Below are 16,734 nucleotides of genomic sequence, written 5' to 3' on the forward strand. Positions count from 1 at the left end.
CGCACGCCAAGATAGGCGCAGCATTCAGGAACCCAAGCATGAAATTTTGCAGTCAGTGCGGCAACCCGGTGACCCAACGCATTCCCGAAGGCGATTCGCGCCTGCGGTTTGTCTGCGACAGTTGTCAGGCCATTCACTACCAGAACCCCAATATCGTCGCTGGCTGCGTCGCGACCTGGGGTACCCAGGTCCTGCTCTGCCGCCGCGCGATAGAGCCGCGCCGCGGTTACTGGACCCTACCTGCCGGCTTCATGGAAAACGGTGAAACCATCGAGCAGGCGGCAGTTCGCGAGACCGCCGAGGAAGCCTGCGCCCGGGTGCGCAACCTGAGCATCTACACCCTGATCGACGTGCCACACATCAGCCAGGTGCATGTGTTTTTCCGCGCCGAACTGGCGGATCTCGACTTTGCCGCAGGTCCAGAGAGCCTGGAAGTGCAATTATTCGACGAAGCGGACATCCCTTGGGACGAGCTGGCTTTTCGCACGGTGGGCCGTACCTTAGAATGTTTCTTCGCTGACCGGCGGGCAGAGACCTACCCCGTGCGGTCCGAATCGATCCCGCCGCTTGCGCAGCCTGCCATTAGTTGATGCCATATTGGTATCATTCGTAGCCGCTGAAAAATCGCCGCCAGCGGCAGCTCCTTCAAAAACATCTATAAATAAATAGTCGCGACACCTCTCTGGGGAATCGTTTCAATGCGCTGGTTGCTTGCCCTGTTCTGCTTGTCATTCATCTCGGTGTCCCAGGCATCTGCCGTGGAAACCCTGAACGGCAAAGTCATCGAGAAAGTTCTGGTTCTCAAGTCTGCCCACCAGTTGCAATTGATCAATGACGGCAAGCCGATCAAGACTTATCGCATCTCCCTGGGCAAACGCCCCAAGGGTCCGAAACTGATGGAAGGCGACAAACGCACGCCGGAAGGTTTCTATTGGCTCGACTGGCGCAAGACCAGTGAAAAATTCAACCTGGCGATGCACATTTCCTACCCGAACATCAGCGACGCCGCCCGCTCCCGACGTGAAGGCGTCGATCCCGGTGGCATGATCATGATCCATGGCACACCGGATACCGAAGACAACCCAGAGCAACTGTTCCATACCCTGGACTGGACCGACGGCTGCATCGCCATGCGCAACATGGACATGCGCGAAGTCTGGAACCTGGTGCCGGACGGCACGATGATCGAAATCCGCCCGTAACTCTGTGGCGATGGAGCTTGCTCCCTCCCCACAATGTTCATTGCTGGCACTACCTTTGGTCGCCCTCGCAAAAAAAATCAAAAGATCGCAGCCTTCGGCAGGGTGAATACCATTTCCCCCTGCAGGAACTGTCGCAGGCCGCGATCTTTGCTTTCAAAATCCTCCTCTCTAATACCACTTCAAACCAAGCCCCACTCACCCAGCCTTAAAGGGCAGGCTTTCCCGTGCCAACAGCCCAGTACTGGCGTTGACATGGTATTTAAGTGGTATTAGTTTTCCGGCACACCCGAGCGACAATTCCTACATACGTTTCGGACAGCCAAACAATGAACGATCTCCAGGCCCTGCGCCCCGACGACACTCAACCGACGCCGCTGTACCTGCAATTGGCGCGTAATCTGGAATCGGCGATCCATGCCGGCCAGTGGAAAGCCGAACAGGCGATGCCGTCAGAACGCAATCTCAGCGAAATGCTCGGCATCTCCCGTGTCACCGCACGCAAAGCACTGGAAGTGCTGCTCGAACAAGGTCTGATCCGCCGCAACCAGGGTTCCGGCACCTTCATCACGCCACGCCTGGAACAACCGTTGTCGCGCCTGTCGGGTTTCAGCGAGATGCTCCGACTCAAGGGTTTCGTCCCCGGCTCGCAATGGCTGGAGCGGGAAATCACCCTGCCGACCCACGAAGAATTGATCCGCCTTGGCCTGTCGCCCAACGACAAGGTCGCGCGCCTCAAGCGCCTGCGCAAAGCCGACGACACGGTCATGGCCATCGAAATGAGCACCCTGCCCGCCTCGATCATCCCCAAGCCGCAGGCGGTGGGCGCTTCCCTCTACGAATACCTCGACGGCATCGGCAAACCGATTGTCCGCGCGTTGCAGCACATTCAGGCGATCAATGCCTCGGACGAGTTCGCCGCACTGGTGGGCATCGCGCCTGGCACCGCCATGCTGCTGATGACCCGGGTCGGCTACCTCGAAGACAACACGCCCATCGAAGTCACCGACACCTATTGCCGTAACGACTATTACGACTTTGTCGCCGAGCTGCGTCGCTAACCCATAGCCGGCCGCCAAACACCGAGATTCCGACATGTCCGAAGACAACATCCTCAGCGCCCACGGCTGGGTTCGCGGCCGACTGGTTCACGAACACGGCAAGATCGTTTCCATCGAAGGCGTCCCCTGCGATCCGGCGCACAACGACCTGCCTTATCTGCTGCCGGGGTTCATCGACCTGCACGTACACGGCGGCGGTGGCAAAGACATCATGGAAGGCGCACCGGCCTTCGAAACCATCACTAAAACCCATGTGCGCTTCGGCACCACGTCGCTGCTGGCCACCACCATGACCGCGCCGAGCGAGGAAATCCTGCGCGTGCTCAAAGCCGTCGGCGAGTTCAGCGAACAGCGACCAAAAGGCAGCGCCCGGGTCCTCGGCGTCCACCTCGAAGGCCCATACATCAACCCCGGCAAACTGGGTGCACAACCGAATTTCGCCCACACCGCGCTGATGGCCGAAGTCGAAGAGTACCTGGCGCTGGCACCGATCCGGGTGATCACCATCGCCCCGGAAATCGCCGGTCACGATGCACTGATTCGCGCCCTCAGCGCCCGTGGCATCCGCATGCAGATCGGCCACACACTGGGCAGCTACGAGGAAGGCGTCGCCGCGCTGGAAGCCGGCGCCACCAGTTTCACCCATCTCTATAACGCCATGAGCCCGTTGCATCACCGCGAACCGGGAATCGTCGGCGCGGCACTGGCCCACGCCCAATACGCCGAGTTGATTCCCGACTTGCTGCACGTCCACCCAGGCGCCATCCGCGTCGCCCTGCGTTCGATCCCGTGCCTGTATTGCGTCACCGACTCGACCGCCGCCGCCGGCATGCCCGACGGTGAATACAAGCTCGGCAGCCACACCGTGACCAAATGCCTGGGCGGCGTGCGCCTGCCCGACGGCACCCTGGCCGGCAGCACCCTGACCATGGATCAGGCCCTGCGCAACCTGGTGAAGATCGGTTTACCGATCGCCGAGGCTTCGCAGCGCCTGTCGCAATTCCCCGCCGACTACCTCGGCATTACCGAACGCGGGCGCCTGCAACCAGGTGCCTGGGCCGACTGCGTGCGGCTGGACCGCTCACTGAAACTGACCGCCGTCATGGTCGAAGGAGAAGACATTGACTTCAAAAATGCTTGAAGAGGCGCTGTCCTCGTTCGAGGCCGTGCAAGCCCAACTGCAGCAACTCGACCCGCAAATGATCGAAATTGCCGCACGCCTGCGTCGCCAGCCGCCGCAAGTGGTCATGACCGTGGCGCGTGGCAGTTCCGATCACGCGGCCAGCTACTTCGCCTACCTGACCATGCAACTGCTGGGTTTTCCGGTGGCATCGCTGCCGATGTCGGTGGTGACCATGCAGCAGGCGCCGCTGAAGGTCAGCGGTCAGGTCGCATTCGCGTTTTCGCAATCGGGGCAAAGTCCCGACCTGGTCAACAGCCTGCGCCTGTTGCGCAAACGCGGCGCGTTGAGCGTGGCGATGGTCAACGCCGCAGACTCGCCGCTGGAAGCCGCCTGTGAGTTCAGCCTGCCGTTGTTGGCCGGTACGGAAAGCAGCGTGGCCGCGACCAAGAGTTTCATCGCCACCCTCAGCGCCAGCGCCCGGTTGATCGGCCACTGGAAAGAAGATGCCGAACTGCTTGAAGCCGGCCGCGCCTTGCCCGAAGGCCTGCGCGATGCCGCACGACAGGATTGGAGCCCGGCCATCGAAGCCTTGCGCGATTGTCAGCGCCTGATGGTGATCGGCCGTGGCGCCGGTTTCGCCATCGCTCAGGAAGCGGCACTCAAGTTCAAGGAAACCTCGGCGATTCAGGCCGAAGCCTTCAGCAGCGCCGAAGTGCGTCACGGCCCGATGGCGTTGATCGGCGACAACTACCCGCTGCTGGTTTTCGCCCCACGGGGCGCCGAGCAGGCCGGTTTGCTGAGCCTGGCGGCGGACATGCGCCAACGCGGCGCCCGGGTGTTGCTCGCCGCGCCGGATGACGTGCTTGAACGCAACCTGACATTGACCCGCGCCGAACACCCGGCCCTCGATCCGATCCTCGCGATCCAGAGCTTCTACGTGATGGCCGCCGCCCTGGCCGTCGCTCGCGGCATGGACCCGGACCAGCCACGGCACCTGAGCAAAGTCACGCGCACGCACTAAACGCAACCCCACACCTCTGTAGGAGCCGAGCTTGCTCGCGATGACGGCATTACAGCCACAGATGAACTTTCGGATGTACCGACGTCATCGCGAGCAAGCTCGGCTCCTACAGAGGGCGTATCGATCTGAATTCTGTTTTCAATGAGACCGAGCCATGCACAAAAACAATAAAGAGCTGACCCTCAGCGCCCCGCTCAGCGGCCCGGTGCTCACGCTCGCCAAAGTTCCGGATGCGGTGTTTGCCAGCGGTGCCATGGGCGACGGGATTGCCATCGACCCGCTGAACGACACCCTCCACGCGCCGTGCGCCGGTGTCGTGGTGCACGTCGCCCGCACCGGCCACGCTGTGACCTTGCGGGCCGATAACGGCGCCGAGCTGTTGCTGCATCTGGGTCTGGACACGGTCGAGTTGCAAGGCCAGGGCTTTACCATGCTGGTGGAGGAAGGCGCACGGGTCACCAACGGCCAGCCGCTGCTGCGCTACGATCAGGACAAGGTCGCGCAACAGTGCAAAAGCCTGGTCAGCTTGCTGATTCTCACCAACAGCCAGGATTTCCAGGCTCGTCCCATCACGCTCAAATCGGTGAGGGTCGGTGAACCGTTGCTGCACATCATCCGCCGCCAGGTTGCAGGTGCGCAGGCTGAAGCGGAGCCTGTCGGCGAAGAGATCGTCGGCCACATCCGCATCGCCCACCGCGGCGGTTTGCACGCTCGGCCAGCCGCGCTGATTCGTCAGACCGCGCAGGGCTTCAAGAGCAAATCGAAACTGCACTTTGGCGGTAAATCGGCAACCTGCGACAGCCTGATCGGCCTGATGGGTTTGGCCATCGGCGAGCAGGACGACGTTCAGGTCAGCTGCCAGGGACCGGACGCTGAAGCCGCGTTGCAAGCCTTGCTCACGGCCTTGTCCACGGCGTTGGCTGAAGAGCATCACGCCGCCGCGCCGACACCGATGGTCCAACGCCAACGGGTGCCTGAAGCGGGCGTGTTGCACGGCGTCTGCGCAGCCCCCGGCCTCGTCGCCGGGCCGCTGTTTCGCTTGAGCGCGATCAGCCTGCCGGCGGATGCCGGGCACAATGATCCGGCACAGCAACGACAAACCCTCGACACCGCGCTAACCCAGGTGCACAGCGAAATCACCGCCACCCTGAGCCAGGCCAGAAAACACAAACAGACCGACGAAGAAGCCATCTTCGCCGCTCACCTCGCACTGCTGGAAGACCCGGCATTGCTCGACGCCGCCCATCACTCGATTGACCTCGGCACTGCCGCGACCCACGCCTGGAGCCAGTCGATCGACGCGCAATGCGATGTGCTCCAGCAACTGGGCAGCGCGCTGCTGGCCGAACGCGCCAACGACCTGCGCGACCTCAAGCAGCGGGTGCTGCGCGCCCTGCTCGGTGAAGCCTGGCATTACGAACTGCCGCCCGGCGCCATTGTTGCCGCCCATGAACTGACCCCGTCCGATCTGCTGCAACTGAGCCAGCAAGGCGTGGCCGGGTTGTGCATGGCCGAAGGTGGCGCGACCTCCCACGTGGCGATTCTTGCGCGGGGCAAAGGCTTGCCGTGCATGGTCGCACTCGGCGCGTCGCTGCTCGACCAGCAACAGGGTCAAGCGGTGGTGCTGGACGCCGAGGGTGGGCGCCTCGAACTGATGCCCAGCGTTGAGCGTCTGGCTCAAGTGGAGCAAGCGCAACTGGATCGCCGACAACGTCGCGCCGAGCAACAGGCTCAGGCCCACAGCCCCGCGCAAACCGTTGATGGCCTGCACATCGAAGTCGCGGCCAATGTCGCCTCCAGCGAAGAAGCGGCGAACGCCCTGGCCAATGGCGCCGACGGCGTTGGTTTGCTGCGGACCGAGTTCCTGTTCGTCGATCGCCAGACCGCCCCGGACGAACGCGAGCAACATCACGCCTATCAAGCGGTGCTCGATGCCATGGGCGACAAATCCGTGATCATCCGCACCATCGACGTCGGCGGCGACAAGCAACTCGACTACCTGCCACTGCCCGCCGAGGCCAACCCGGTGCTCGGCCTGCGCGGCATTCGCCTGGCCCAGGCCCGCCCGGAAATCCTCGACCAACAATTGCGCGCGTTGCTGCACGTCACGCCGTTGTCACGTTGCCGAATCCTGCTGCCGATGGTCACCGAGGTCGATGAACTGCTGCACATCCGCCAGCGCCTCGAAGCCTTGTGTCACGAACTGGGCCTGAGCCAACGGCCGGAACTGGGCGTGATGATCGAAGTCCCGGCCGCCGCGCTGCTGGCCGAGCAACTGGCCGAACACGCGGACTTCCTGTCCATCGGCACCAACGACCTGTCGCAATACACCCTGGCCATGGACCGCGACCACGCCGGCCTCGCCTCGCGAGTCGACGCGCTGCACCCGGCGTTGCTGCGCTTGATTGCCCAGACCTGCGCCGGTGCCGCACGGCACAAGCGTTGGGTCGGGGTGTGCGGCGCTTTGGCGTCCGATCCGCTGGCGACGCCGGTACTGATCGGGCTGGGCGTCAGCGAACTGTCGGTGAGCCCGGTGCAGATCGGCGAAATCAAGGACCGCGTGCGTCACCTCGACGCCAGCGAATGCCGGCGCATCAGCCAGGACCTGCTGAAGTTGAGCAGCGCCAGCGCGGTACGTCACGCCTGTCATCAGCATTGGCCTTTGCGCTGAGCTCTCAACAACAAGAATCCAGGGAGAACCGCCATGTACCAACTCTTCATCGAAGGCCTGCAACGCCTCGGCCGCGCGCTGATGCTGCCGATCGCGATCCTGCCGATTGCCGGTTTGTTGCTGCGTCTGGGCGACACCGATCTGCTGAACATCGCGATCATCCATGACGCCGGTCAGGTGATTTTCGCCAACCTGGCGATGATTTTCGCCATCGGCATCGCGGTCGGTTTCGCCAAGGACAATAACGGCACGGCGGGCCTCGCCGGCGTCATTGGCTACCTGGTGATGATCTCCACGCTCAAGGTGCTGGATGCGAGCATCAACATGGGCATGCTCGCCGGGATCGTCAGCGGCTTGATGGCCGGCGCGCTGTACAACCGTTTCAAGGACATCAAGCTGCCGGAGTACCTGGCGTTCTTTGGCGGTCGGCGCTTCGTGCCGATTGTCACCGGCTTCGCCGCCGTCGGCCTGGGCGTGATCTTCGGCTACATCTGGCCGCCGATCCAGCAAGGCATCAACAGTTTCGGCACATTGATGATGGAAAGCGGCAGCTTCGGTGCGTTCATCTTCGGCGTGTTCAACCGCCTGCTGATCGTCACGGGCCTGCACCACATCCTCAACAACATGGCGTGGTTCGTGTTCGGCAACTTCACCGACCCGACCACCGGCGCGCTGGTGACCGGAGACTTGTCACGCTACTTTGCCGGTGACCCGAAGGGTGGCCAGTTCATGACCGGCATGTTCCCGATGATGATTTTCGGCCTGCCCGCCGCGTGCCTGGCGATGTACCGCAACGCTTTGCCGGAACGGCGCAAAGTCATGGGCGGGATCTTCCTGTCGATGGCCCTGACCGCGTTCCTGACCGGCGTGACCGAGCCGATCGAATTCGCCTTCATGTTCCTCGCGCCGCTGCTGTTTCTGCTGCATGCCTTGTTGACCGGTTTGTCGATGGCCGTCACCAATGCGCTGAACATCCACTTGGGGTTCACCTTCTCCGGTGGTTTCATCGACATGATCCTCGGCTGGGGCAAGTCCACCAACGGCTGGATGGTGTTCCCGGTGGGCCTGGCTTATGCCGTCATCTATTACGTGGTGTTTGATTTCTGCATCCGTCGCTTCGACCTGAAAACCCCGGGCCGTGAAGATGTCGCGATCGCCGAAAAAGTCGCGGTGGCCGACAGCGAGCGGGCCGGTGCTTACATCAAGGCCTTGGGCGGCGCCGAAAACCTGATCACCGTGGGCGCCTGCACCACACGGTTGCGCCTGGACATGGTCGATCGCAACAAGGCCTCGGACGCGGACTTGAAAGCGCTGGGGGCCATGGCCGTGGTGCGACCGGGCAAGGGCGGCAGTTTGCAGGTGGTGGTCGGGCCGATGGCCGACAGCATTGCCGATGAAATTCGCCTGGCGATGCCGGCGCTGGGCCGGGCGCTGATCTCCACCCCGGCGGTCGCAGTCGACGCACCACCCGCTGCCACGGTGGCGAGCGCTGAAGCCCGGCAATGGCTGAACGCTGTGGGCGGTGGTGGCAACGTATTGCAACTGGATTGCGTGGCCATGACCCGCATCCGCCTGCAACTGGCGGATGGCAACGCATTGTCGGAATGTGATTTGAAGGCGCTGGGTTGCCAGGGTGTGAGTCAGCTGGAGGACGGAATCTGGCACCTGCTGATCGGCGACAAGGCGCCGAGCTTGAGTGATGCGCTGGAAGCGTTGGTCAATCGCAGTGAGGTGAGTGCCAAGGTCTAGATCCTCGGTGCCTGACAGGCCGCCATCGCTGGCAAGCCAACGCCCACAGTGTTCAGGGTTGCTCACAGATCATGTGATCGCCACAAAACCTGTGGGAGCTGGCTTGCCAGCGATGAGGCCCGGACCTTCACCACAAAATAACAGGCCATAAAAAACCCGCTGAAATCACTCTCAGCGGGTTTCTCATTTCAGCAGCCAGAGAATCAGAAATCCTCCAACCGCCACACCTCATACGCCGGTGTCTCGTAGGGATGGCTCTGTTTCAGAGCCGCCACCACCGAGCGAATCAACTCATCGGCCACCACCAACTCGACTTTCCATTCCTCAACCTGCTCGACCTGGCCCGCTTCACCAATGAACGGCTGACTGCCCTCCAGTGGACGAAACTGGCCCTGGCCCAACACCTGCCATGCGCAGTGATCGTAAGCACCGATTCGACCGCCACCGACGGCGAATACGGCGCTTTTGACCACTTCGACATGGCTGTCGGGAACAAAAAAGCTGAGTTTGTACATGGCGCTCTTAGTTCACCCACACGCGAGCATTACGGAACATGCGCATCCACGGTGCGTCTTCGTTCCAGTCTTCCGAACGCCACGAGTTCTGCACGGCGCGGAACACACGTTCCGGGTGCGGCATCATGATCGTTACGCGACCGTCGCGGCTGGTCAGACCGGTGATCCCGCGCGGCGAACCGTTCGGGTTGGCCGGGTAGGTTTCGGTGACCTTGCCGTGGTTGTCGACGAAACGCATCGCCACGCAACCGGACAGATCGGCTTCCAGCAGCGCTTCTTCGCTGGAGAATTCGGCATGACCTTCGCCGTGAGCGATGGCGATCGGCATACGCGAACCGGCCATGCCTTGCAGGAAGATCGAGTTCGACTCCTGAATCTGCACCATCGCCACACGCGCTTCGAACTGCTCGGAACGGTTACGCACGAAGTGCGGCCAGAACTCGCTGCCCGGGATCAGCTCGTGCAGGTTGGACATCATCTGGCAACCGTTGCACACGCCGAGGGTGAAGCTGTCGTTACGCTCGAAGAAACCCTGGAACGCATCGCGGGCACGGCTGTTGAACAACGCGGATTTTGCCCAGCCTTCACCGGCACCCAGCACGTCGCCGTAGGAGAAGCCGCCGCAAGCGACCAGGCCCTTGAACTCGTTCAGGTCGACACGGCCGGCCAGAATGTCGCTCATGTGCACGTCGATCGCGTTGAAACCGGCACGGTCGAACGCCGCCGCCATTTCCACCTGACCGTTGACGCCCTGCTCACGCAGCACGGCAACCTGTGGGCGGATGCCTTTCTTGATGTAAGGCGCGGCGATGTCCTGGTTGACGTCGTAGCTGAGCTTGACGCTCAGGCCCGGGTTGTCTTCTTCCAGCAGCACGTCGAACTCCTGATCGGCGCAGTCGGCGTTGTCACGCAGACGCTGGATCTGGTAGCTGGTCTCGGCCCACTGGCGCTGCATCAGACGACGCTGGCCTTCGAACACGGTGTCACCGTTGAAGGTGATGTTGATCTGGCCGTTGTTGATCGGCTGACCGATCACCGACACGCACTCGCCCAGACCGGCAGCGCTGAACTGCGCGAGGATATCCGGGGTGGCGTCCTGGCGAACCTGGATCACGGCACCCAGCTCTTCGTTGAACAGGATCGCGGCGATGTCGGCGGAGCTTTCCGCCAGACCGTCGAGGTTCAGGCTCAGGCCGCAGTGACCGGCGAAAGCCATTTCCACGGCGCTGGTCAGCAGACCACCGTCGGAACGGTCGTGGTAAGCCAGCAGGTGACCGTCGGCATTGAGGCCCTGGATCACCGCAAAGAAGGCTTTCAGGTCTTCGGCGTCATCGACGTCCGGAGCCTGACTGCCGAGCTTGCCGTGAACCTGCGCGAGGATCGACGCGCCCATGCGGTTCTGGCCACGACCGAGGTCGATCAGGATCAGGTCAGTGGTGCCCTTGTCCATGCGCAGTTGCGGGGTCAGGGTCTGACGGATGTCAGTCACTGGCGCGAAACCGGTAACGATCAGCGACATGGGCGAAGTGACGGCTTTGTCCACGCCTTCATCGTTCCAGCGCGTGGCCATGGACATCGAGTCCTTGCCCACCGGAATGGTGATGCCCAGCTCAGGGCACAGTTCCATGCCGACCGCTTTCACGGTGTCGTACAGACGTGCATCTTCACCCGGGTGACCGGCCGCCGACATCCAGTTCGCCGACAGTTTGATGTCGGAGATCTTGCCGATGCGCGAGGCCGCGATGTTGGTCAGGGTTTCGCCGATAGCCATGCGGCCCGACGCCGGAGCGTCCAGCAGCGCCAGCGGAGTACGCTCGCCCATGGCCATGGCTTCGCCGGTGTAGACATCGAAGCTGGTGGCGGTGACGGCAACGTCGGCCACCGGAACCTGCCACGGGCCGACCATTTGGTCACGGGCCACGAGGCCGGTGATGGTGCGGTCGCCGATGGTGATCAGGAAGCTCTTGCTCGCCACGGCCGGGTGATGCAGGACGCGCTCGACGCAGTTGGCGATGTCGAGGGTCGACGGATCGAAATCGTCGCCCAGCTCGTTTTCACGGACCACCGAACGGTGCATGCGCGGGGCTTTGCCCAGCAACACTTCCAGAGGCATGTCCACCGGGCTGTTGCCGAAGTGGCTGTCGGTCACGGTCAGTTGCGGCTCGGCAGTGGCTTCACCGACGACGGCAAACGGGCAACGCTCGCGTTCGCAGATCGCCTTGAAACGCTCGAAGTCAGCCGGGCCGACCGCCAGAACGTAACGCTCCTGGGATTCGTTGGACCAGATTTCGTGCGGGGCCATGCCCGGCTCGTCGTTTGGAATGTTGCGCAGTTCGAAACGGCCACCGCGGTCGCCGTCGTTGACCAGTTCCGGGAACGCGTTGGACAGACCACCGGCACCCACGTCGTGGATGAAGCTGATCGGGTTCTTGTCGCCCAGCTGCCAGCAACGGTCGATGACTTCCTGGCAGCGACGTTCCATCTCAGGGTTTTCACGCTGTACGGAAGCGAAGTCCAGGTCAGCCGAGCTGGTGCCGGTAGCCATGGAGGAAGCGGCGCCGCCGCCCAGGCCGATCAGCATCGCCGGGCCGCCGAGCACGATCAGCTTGGAGCCGACGACGATCTCGCCTTTCTTGACGTGCTCTTCACGGATGTTGCCCATGCCGCCAGCCAGCATGATTGGCTTGTGGTAACCGCGAACTTCGTCACCGTGCGGCGTGGTGATCGATTGTTCGAAGGTACGGAAGTAGCCAGTCAGGGCCGGACGACCGAATTCGTTGTTGAACGCGGCGCCGCCCAGCGGGCCTTCGATCATGATGTCCAGCGCGGTAACGATGCGCTCAGGCTTGCCGTACGGCACTTCCCACGGCTGTTCGAAGCCAGGGATTTGCAGGTTGGACACGGTGAAACCGGTCAGGCCAGCCTTTGGCTTGGCACCACGGCCGGTTGCGCCTTCGTCACGGATCTCGCCGCCGGAACCGGTGGATGCGCCCGGGAACGGGGCGATCGCGGTCGGGTGGTTGTGCGTCTCGACTTTCATCAGGATGTGCACCGGCTCCTGCACCGCGCCGTACTGGCGGGTTTCAGGGTCCGGGAAGAAACGACCGGCCACGGAGCCGACGATCACCGAAGCGTTGTCCTTATAAGCCGACAGAACGCCTTCGCTGTGCATCACGTAGGTGTTCTTGATCATGCCGAACAGGCTTTTTTCCTGGCTTTCGCCGTCGATGTCCCAACTGGCGTTGAAAATCTTGTGACGGCAATGCTCGGAGTTCGCCTGGGCAAACATCATCAGTTCGATGTCGTGCGGGTTGCGCTTCAAGCCGACGAAGGCGTTGACCAGGTAATCGATCTCGTCTTCGGCCAGGGCCAGGCCCAGCTCGGTGTTGGCTTTTTCCAGCGCGGCGCGACCGCCACCCAACACGTCGACCGCGGTCAGGGGTTTTGGCTCGGCGTGGCTGAACAGGCCGGCGGCCTGTTCGAGGTTGCCCAGGACGATCTGGGTCATGCGGTCGTGCAGCGCGTCAGCAATCAGCTGCGCTTGGGCATCGCTGAACTGGCCGGCCACGTAGAACGCAATGCCGCGCTCCAGGCGCTGGATCTTGGTCAGACCGCAGTTGCGAGCGATGTCGCTGGCCTTGCTCGACCATGGCGAGATGGTGCCGAAACGTGGCAGCACCAGGAACAGACGACCGGTCGGCTCCTGGACCGGAACGCTTGGACCGTACTTCAGAAGGCGCGCGAGCACCTGCTGTTCGTCGCCGGTCAGGACGCCGGTAACTTCGGCGAAGTGAGCGAATTCAGCATACAGGCCGCTGACAGCCGGAACCTTCTGGCTCAGTTGCTCAAGGAGCTTGCTGTGGCGAAAGGCAGAAAGGGCAGGAGCGCCGCGCAGGATCAACATCTTCGGGACAGCCTCGGGAAGGGGTGTGCTTTGAGGCCGTGCATTCTAGCCTAAACAGCCCGCGACATCACCCGAAACGCTACGCACGGTTGCACTCGGGTATCAATCTGTGTTTCTGCCTCCGGAGTCAGGTTAACCGGATGGCTGAAGACAGCTTATTTTTACTGTAACAAATTGCAGACAAACCCCATTCCTGCGGGGTTTCGGCCGGTTTTGTGATCTCTAGCAGACAAGCCCTTCGCTGTCGAGATATGGCGCCCGTGGTCCTTTGCGTATACTGCGCAGATGTTTTCCCCAACGGCTTTGCGTCCGCGGTACGCCAAATGGCTGATCGCAACCGGACTCTTCCTGATGCTCGGTGGCTGTGTTGATAAACCCAACACGCTTGAGCGCGTAAAGGAGGATGGTGTGCTGCGGGTGATTACCCGAAACAGCCCCGCCACTTACTTTCAGGATCGCAACGGTGAAACCGGCTTCGAATACGAGCTGGTGAAGCGCTTCGCCGACGATCTGGGTGTCGAGCTGAAGATCGAGACAGCCGACAACCTAGACGACATTTTCAACCAGGTAGGCAAGCCCAATGGCCCTGTGCTGGCGGCTGCCGGACTGGTCAGCAGCGAAGAGCGCAAGAAGCAGGTGCGTTTCTCCCACTCCTATCTGGAAGTCACCCCGCAGATCATCTACCGCAACGGCCAGTCGCGGCCGACCGACGCGAAGGATCTGGCAGGCAAGAAAATCATGGTGCTCAAGGGCAGCACCCACGCCGGGCAACTGGCGGAGCTGAAGAAGAAATTTCCCGGCATCGAATACGAAGAGTCCGACCAGGTTGAAGTGGTCGATCTGCTGCGTATGGTCGACGAAGGCCAGATCGACCTGACCCTGGTCGACTCCAACGAAGTCGCGATGAACCAGGTGTATTTCACCAACATTCGGGTGGCCTTTGACCTGGGTGACGCCAGCGACCAGAGCTGGGCCGTGGCGGCAGGCGAAGACAACAGCCTGCTCAACGAGATCAATGACTATCTCGACAAGGTCAAGAAAAACGGCACCCTGCAGCGGCTCAAAGACCGTTACTACGGACACGTCGACGTGCTTGGCTACATGGGCGCCACCACCTTCGCCCAGCACTTGCAGCAACGCCTGCCCAAGTACGAAAAGCACTTCAAGGCCTACGCCAAAATAGAGAAAGTCGATTGGCGCCTGCTGGCGGCGGTCGGTTATCAGGAATCCCTGTGGCAACCGGCCGTCACGTCCAAGACCGGCGTACGGGGCCTGATGATGCTGACCCAGAACACCGCGCAAGCCATGGGCGTATCCAACCGCCTCGATCCCAAGCAGAGCATCATGGGCGGGGCCAAGTATCTGGCTTATGTGAAGGAACAACTGGACGATTCGATCCAGGAGCCGGATCGCACCTGGTTTGCCCTCGCCGCCTACAACGTGGGCAGCGGTCACCTCGACGACGCGCGCAAACTGGCAGCCAAGGAAGGGTTGAACCCGGATAAATGGCTGGACGTGAAGAAAATCCTGCCGCGCCTGTCCGAGAAGAAGTGGTACAGCAAAACCCGTTACGGCTACGCCCGTGGCGGCGAACCGGTGCACTTCGTGGCGAACATCCGTCGCTACTACGACATCCTGACCTGGGTCACGCAGCCGCAGCTTGAAGGCGACCAGGTCGCCGAGGGCAACCTGCACGTACCGGGGATCGACAAGTCCAAACCGGCTCAAGAGCCAGCGCCACTTTAAAGCGTTGTTGCCTTTGAAAACGCCATCGCTGGCAAGCCAGCTCCTACACGGTCCCGCATGATTCTGCAGGAGCTGGCTTGCCAGCGATGGTAGCGCCGCCGATGTCAGCCTTTGAGCGCCGCCGCCAGAATCAGCGCCTTCATCTCCGAAACAGCCGACTTGAAGCCCACGAACAGCGCATGGGCCACCAGCGCATGGCCGATGTTCAGCTCGTTGATGCCCTTGATCGCCGCCACGGCTTCGACGTTATGGTAATGCAGACCATGGCCGGCATTGACGATCAGCCCCTGGGCCAGGCCGAAGGCCACGCCATCGGCCACGCGCTTGAGTTCTTCAGCGACTTCGGTCGGCGTCTCGGCATCCGCATAACGGCCGGTGTGCAGTTCAATGGCCGGAGCACCAACACGACGCGACGCCTCGATCTGCCGCTCGTCGGCATCGATGAACAGCGACACTTCAGAGCCGAGTTTCGACAGGCGCTCCACGGCGGCTTTGATCCGCGCTTCCTGCCCCGCCACGTCCAGACCGCCTTCGGTGGTCAGCTCCTGACGGGTTTCCGGCACCAGGCAAATGTGCGCCGGGCGGATGCGTTCGGCGAACTGCATCATCTCTTCAGTAACGCCCATCTCGAAGTTCATGCGGGTTTGCAGCACATCCTTGAGCAGCAGCACGTCGCGTTCCTGGATGTGCCGGCGGTCTTCACGCAGGTGCACGGTGATGCCATCGGCGCCCGCCTCTTCCGCATCCAGTGCAGCCTTGACCGGGTCCGGATAGCGAGTGCCCCGGGCCTGACGCAAGGTGGCAACGTGGTCGATGTTCACGCCAAGAAGAATGCGGGTGCTGGTGGTCACGGAAAGCGCTCCAGAAAGAAGAGAAAGTTCGGTGCACAGCATACACGGGGAATTTACGGCTTTCGAAACAACTCGCGGGAAACCAGCGGTCGACCGCCCAGATGCACCGCCAGCGCCTGGCGCATCAAGCGTTTGGCTGCCGACAAAGCACCCGGCGCGCTCCAGTCAGCTTCGGCCATGGCCAACAATTCAGTGCCGTTAAACAGCCCTGGTTGCAGCAAGTAGACCCGCTCCAGCCCGGCATCCACTTGCAAACGATAGAGACCGTCCGCGGCGATGGGCTCGCCGTGGATGTCAGTGGTCAGGGCAAAACCGTAACCGAGATCATCAAGCAATCGCCATTCGAACGATCGCAGCAACGGCTCCAGCGGACGGCCTTCGGCGAGTGCCAACAAGGTCGCGGCATAGTGATCGAACACACCGGGATGAGGATCTTCGGCGGGCAGCAAACGAATCAGCAACTCATTGAGATAAAGGCCACTGAACAGTGCTTCACCATTGAGCCAGGTGGAGACGCCTGCACTCTCCATGCGCCCGACATTTTTCAGCTCGCCCTTGCCCCGGAACTCGACTTCCAGCGGCACGAACGGCCGCGCCAGCGTCCCGGCCTTGCCCCGCGCACTGCGCAACACCGCCCGCAGCCGACCTTGTGGCGTGAGGAAGTCCACCAAAGCGCTGTTTTCGCGGTAGGCGCGGGAATGCAGGACGTAGGCAGGTTGAGCGGGAGGCGGGCTGGTTGACATCAGTTTTCGAAACCCTGGAGATCCACTGTGGCGAGGGCGCTTGCTCCCGCTCGGCTGCGAAGCAGTCGTAATCCCTGCCGTCGTGTTTTACCTGAAACACCGAGGTGCAAGGCTTTGGGGCCGCTTCGCAGCCCAGCGGGAGCAAGCTCCC

The 16,734-nt window shown here is 62.1% G+C and carries 12 protein-coding genes; 8 read left to right on the forward strand and 4 right to left on the reverse strand.

The features are described from left to right. Window positions 1-38 precede the first annotated feature (38 nt). The 7 genes from KHO07_RS23630 (at window position 39) to nagE (ending at window position 8,824) form a co-directional block, all read left to right on the forward strand. The gene (locus KHO07_RS23630; protein ID WP_150732001.1) at window positions 39-590 is read left to right on the forward strand and encodes an NUDIX hydrolase; all 552 of its coding nucleotides are present in this window, start codon (window positions 39-41) and stop codon (window positions 588-590) included. A gap of 108 nt (window positions 591-698) precedes the next feature. Continuing rightward, on the forward strand, window positions 699-1,202 hold the full coding sequence (locus tag KHO07_RS23635) for a L,D-transpeptidase family protein (protein WP_150732000.1): 504 nt from the start codon (window positions 699-701) through the stop codon (window positions 1,200-1,202). Window positions 1,203-1,528: 326 nt separating this feature from the next. Then, window positions 1,529-2,260 (forward strand): GntR family transcriptional regulator, encoded by a 732-nt coding sequence (locus tag KHO07_RS23640; protein ID WP_150731999.1) that lies wholly within the window; start codon window positions 1,529-1,531, stop codon window positions 2,258-2,260. A gap of 34 nt (window positions 2,261-2,294) precedes the next feature. Further along, window positions 2,295-3,401 carry an N-acetylglucosamine-6-phosphate deacetylase gene (gene nagA / locus KHO07_RS23645; protein ID WP_212625689.1) on the forward strand — a complete coding sequence of 369 codons (1,107 nt, stop codon included), beginning with the start codon at window positions 2,295-2,297 and terminating at the stop codon, window positions 3,399-3,401. Further along, window positions 3,382-4,404, forward strand: a complete 1,023-nt coding sequence (locus KHO07_RS23650; RefSeq protein ID WP_212625690.1) for an SIS domain-containing protein — start codon at window positions 3,382-3,384, stop codon at window positions 4,402-4,404. Before nagA ends, KHO07_RS23650 begins: the two co-directional genes overlap by 20 nt. A gap of 154 nt (window positions 4,405-4,558) precedes the next feature. Continuing rightward, window positions 4,559-7,075, forward strand: a complete 2,517-nt coding sequence (gene ptsP / locus KHO07_RS23655; protein ID WP_212625691.1) for a phosphoenolpyruvate--protein phosphotransferase — start codon at window positions 4,559-4,561, stop codon at window positions 7,073-7,075. Window positions 7,076-7,108: 33 nt separating this feature from the next. Continuing rightward, on the forward strand, window positions 7,109-8,824 hold the full coding sequence (gene nagE, locus KHO07_RS23660; RefSeq protein WP_212625692.1) for an N-acetylglucosamine-specific PTS transporter subunit IIBC: 1,716 nt from the start codon (window positions 7,109-7,111) through the stop codon (window positions 8,822-8,824). A gap of 203 nt (window positions 8,825-9,027) precedes the next feature. Here the strand turns inward: nagE and KHO07_RS23665 are convergent, their stop codons facing one another. Together KHO07_RS23665 and purL are read right to left on the reverse strand one after the other, a co-directional pair. Beyond that, window positions 9,028-9,339, reverse strand: a complete 312-nt coding sequence (locus KHO07_RS23665; RefSeq protein ID WP_212625693.1) for a YqfO family protein — start codon at window positions 9,337-9,339, stop codon at window positions 9,028-9,030. A 7-nt stretch (window positions 9,340-9,346) separates the two neighbouring features. After that, window positions 9,347-13,243, reverse strand: a complete 3,897-nt coding sequence (gene purL / locus KHO07_RS23670) for a phosphoribosylformylglycinamidine synthase (RefSeq protein ID WP_150731995.1) — start codon at window positions 13,241-13,243, stop codon at window positions 9,347-9,349. A 285-nt stretch (window positions 13,244-13,528) separates the two neighbouring features. Between purL and mltF the strand changes: the two genes are divergently transcribed. Continuing rightward, window positions 13,529-14,989: a membrane-bound lytic murein transglycosylase MltF gene (mltF, locus tag KHO07_RS23675; protein WP_150731994.1), complete on the forward strand. Its 1,461-nt coding sequence runs from the start codon at window positions 13,529-13,531 to the stop codon at window positions 14,987-14,989. Between the two features lie 104 nt (window positions 14,990-15,093). Here the strand turns inward: mltF and pdxJ are convergent, their stop codons facing one another. Together pdxJ and recO are read right to left on the reverse strand one after the other, a co-directional pair. After that, window positions 15,094-15,840, reverse strand: a complete 747-nt coding sequence (gene pdxJ / locus KHO07_RS23680) for a pyridoxine 5'-phosphate synthase (RefSeq protein ID WP_212625694.1) — start codon at window positions 15,838-15,840, stop codon at window positions 15,094-15,096. 53 nt (window positions 15,841-15,893) lie between these two features. Next, complete coding sequence (recO, locus tag KHO07_RS23685; protein WP_212625695.1) at window positions 15,894-16,583, reverse strand: DNA repair protein RecO; 690 nt, start codon at window positions 16,581-16,583, stop codon at window positions 15,894-15,896. Between the last annotated feature and the right edge of the window lie 151 nt (window positions 16,584-16,734).

Source organism: Pseudomonas sp. PP3 (genome assembly GCF_905336995.1).
Classification (GTDB): Bacteria; Pseudomonadota; Gammaproteobacteria; order Pseudomonadales; family Pseudomonadaceae; genus Aquipseudomonas; species Aquipseudomonas reinekei.